The sequence below is a fragment of the Parapedobacter lycopersici genome (assembly GCF_040395035.1).
Classification (GTDB): domain Bacteria; phylum Bacteroidota; class Bacteroidia; order Sphingobacteriales; family Sphingobacteriaceae; genus Parapedobacter; species Parapedobacter lycopersici_A.
The window spans coordinates 1-3366 of record NZ_JBEBRB010000128.1 but is presented as its reverse complement, the minus strand read 5'-3'; the positions used below and the strand labels follow the sequence as shown (position 1 = coordinate 3366).

Annotated in this window: 2 protein-coding genes and 1 pseudogene; all 3 read right to left on the bottom strand. The window is 54.2% G+C overall.

The window, feature by feature from the left end; all coding sequences use genetic code 11:
* Nucleotides 1-421 (bottom strand): rhomboid family intramembrane serine protease (locus ABWO75_RS13590; RefSeq protein ID WP_353186412.1); only part of this gene is annotated, 421 nt, incomplete at its 3' end.
* A gap of 13 nt (nt 422-434) precedes the next feature.
* The gene (gene mutL / locus ABWO75_RS13585; RefSeq protein ID WP_353186410.1) at nt 435-2288 is read right to left on the bottom strand and encodes a DNA mismatch repair endonuclease MutL; all 1854 of its coding nucleotides are present in this window, start codon (nt 2286-2288) and stop codon (nt 435-437) included.
* Between the two features lie 71 nt (nt 2289-2359).
* Nucleotides 2360-3366, bottom strand: a pseudogene (locus ABWO75_RS13580) (excinuclease ABC subunit UvrA); the annotation flags it as partial.

Sequence of the window (3366 nt, the reverse complement as noted above, 5' to 3'; positions counted from 1 at the left end):
GATGGTTGCTGTAAACCAGCCCCTGAAACATATCAAACCGCAGCCATTGGCTGGCGGACACCGTGCCGGTAATCTGATACACCTCCAATGCCTGAACACCAAATTGCAACGCCAGCGCACCCAGCCCGGTGATCAGGTAATAGTTAAGGAAACGCTTGGAGCCCAGCACCTGCTCAAGTACCGGCCCGAACATGAACAGCGCAAACATGTTAAAGAAAATATGCGAGAAGCCCCCATGCATAAACATGTAGGTAATGATTTGCCAGACCTTGAAAAAAGGTGAATCCAGGTAATAAACCCCGAAAAGACGGTTAGCCTGGTCGAATATCATGGTACCCAGGAAGCAGATCACATTAATGATGATCAGGTTTTTTACCACCGGGGTAAGGCCTGCGAATGGAGATGCTGAATTATTGTACATGTGCTTAGTAGATTTACCGCTCAAACCGTTCGGCCAGTTCTTGCAGTGTAAAAGTAAGAATTATCGGCCTTCCACTCAACGATACGCCGGGTGTTTCGCATGCAAACAGCTGATCAATCAATTCGGCCATCTCATTGATCGACAATACGGTTCCGGGGCGGATGGCTGCATGCCGGGCCAGGCTCCTGGCGAGCTTCTCCCGCTTGGGCAGTTTCAGCTCGGCCTGGTTGTTTTTATAGTCCTCCAGCAGCTGTTCCAGTAGCTGCCGCTCGCTGATACCGGTTATATCGGCCGGAACTCCCTCAACGACAACGGTATTTTTGCCAAACTCCCTGATCTGAAAGCCCAATGCCTGAATGTCCGGCAGCAGCTCACTGATAAGCTGGAAGTCGGCGCCGTTTAAGGTAACCGTTTGCGGAAACAGGCTCTGCTGGCTGGCGCCCTGCCGGTTTTCGAGGTGCTGGCTGAATTGTTCAAACAAAATCCGCTCGTGGGCCGCCTGCTGATCGATCAGGATGAAACCCGAGTGAATCTGCGACAGGATGTAGCGGCCATGCAGCTGGAACGGCGGTTTGGAAACGCGTTCGGTAAGGTCTGCTCCCGGTCCGGATACATCGCCCTCCAGGTTCAGCTGCCCTTTTTCGGGCTGCTGCGCGATCCGATACAGTGTTTCCCAGTTTTGCGGAATGTTGCCGTGTCCGCCGGAAGCGGCCGACCGGGTCGTACCGGATGCACCCGGCTTGTGGTCGGAAGCTGGCTCAAACGGGTTAAAGTCGGGATTGAATGCGATGCTCGGCGGGACGATCTCGTCCAGCGGTTTCTGGCTGATCAGCCGGCTGAAGCCGGTCTCCTGGTTGAAATCCAGCGTCGGGGTAATGTTATACCGACCCAACGACCGCTTTACGGCCGACTGGATGATGGCGTAAATAGCCCGTTCATCCTCGTACTTGATTTCTGTCTTTGTCGGGTGGACGTTGATGTCTATTTTGGCCGGATCTATATCAATAAAGAGGACATAGAAAGGGAAACTCTCCGGCGGCAGGAGTCCTTCATAGGCCTTAACGACGGCATGATTAAGATAGGCGTCCCTGACAAACCGGTTGTTCACAAAGAAGAACTGCTCGCCGCGAGTCTTCTTCGCGTATTCGGGCTTGCCGATAAATCCGTCCAGCCGGATGATGGTCGTATCTTCCGCTACGGGCACCAGGCGCTGGTTATAGCCGTTGCCGAACACATGCACAATGCGCTGCTTGAGGGTTCCCTCCGGCAGGTGGAACAATTCGTTGCCATCGCTGTGCAGGCTAAAAAAGAGCTGAGGGTAGGCTAGGGCCACACGCTGGAATTCGTCGACAATGTGCCGCATTTCCACAGCATTGCTTTTCAGGAAATTCCGCCTGGCCGGAATATTATAAAATAGGTTTTTTACACAGATACTCGTGCCTGTTGGCAATGCGGCGGGCTCTTGCTTTACGACAGCTGATCCCGCAATTTCCAGAAGCGTCCCCAACTCATCTTCCGTGCGCCTCGTTTTAAGCTCCACATGGGCAATTGCCGCAATGGAAGCCAAAGCCTCTCCCCGGAACCCCATGGACCGGATGGCAAACAGGTCTTCCGCCCGACGGATTTTCGACGTGGCGTGGCGTTCAAAGCAGCGCCGGGCATCGGTAACGCTCATGCCGCAACCGTTGTCTATCACCTGGATCAGTGATTTTCCGCCGTCTCTGACAATCAGTTTGATCTTATCCGCCCCAGCATCTATCGCATTTTCCATCAACTCCTTAACCGCTGACGCTGGCCGTTGCACCACCTCACCCGCGGCGATTTGGTTGGCCACCGCATCCGGCAACAATTGGATAATATCTGACATACGCTTGCGAAGATAAAAAAACGCAGGATAATGATAAAATTGCCCGTCATAAAAACCGGGCGGGACTGCGCCTATACCGCGGCAGAAGCGGCTGGCATTTCCACGCGCAGAAACCGTGCCGTTTGGCTCTTTTTATGCTGCAGCAACGCTTCCGGGGTTCCGCTGAACAAAATCTCGCCGCCGCCGGCACCGCCCTCCGGGCCGAGGTCGATCACCCAGTCGGCCACTTTGATCACGTCCAGGTTGTGCTCAATAACCAGCACCGTGTTTCCGCGGTCGACCAATCGGTTCAGCACACCCAGCAATACGTTTACGTCTTCGAAATGCAGCCCGGTAGTGGGCTCATCAAGGATGTAAAATGTTTTACCGGTGTCCTTTTTCGAGAGCTCGGTGGCCAGCTTTACCCGCTGGGCCTCGCCACCCGACAGGGTAACGGACGACTGGCCAAGGGTAAGGTAACCCAGCCCCACATCCTGCAGGGTTTTTATTTTCCGGTAGATTGACGGGATGTTCTCGAAAAACGTAACGGCCTCATCAATGCGCATGTCCAGCACATCGCTGATGGATTTGCCGCGATAGCGGACCTCCAGCGTTTCACGGTTATATCGCTTACCCTGGCAGGTTTCGCACGGGACCTGCACATCGGGCAGGAAATTCATTTCGATGACTTTCATTCCGGCCCCCTGGCAGGTTTCGCACCGCCCCCCCTTCACATTGAAAGAAAAGCGGCCGGGTTTATACCCCCTGATCTTGGATTCCGGCAACTGCACAAACAGCGTGCGAATATCGGAGAATACACCCGTGTAGGTAGAGGGGTTCGACCGCGGCGTGCGGCCAATCGGACTTTGGTCGATCTCGATCACCTTATCAATATGGGTTAAGCCCTCGATTTTTTTGTAAGGCAGCGGCTGTTTCTTTGCCCGGAAGAAGTGCTGATTCAGTATCGGGTAAAGCGTTTCGGTAATCAGGCTCGATTTTCCGCTTCCCGATACCCCGGTAACCAGGATAAGCTTTCCAAGCGGAAATGCCGCCGTGACATTCCGGAGGTTATTCCCCGTTGCGCCGACAAGGCGCAGCG

Bases quoted from the DNA above. Each gene is read 5' to 3' on its own strand.
- mutL (WP_353186410.1), bottom strand. From the start codon at position 2,288: ATGTCAGATATTATCCAATTGTTGCCGGATGCGGTGGCCAACCAAATC.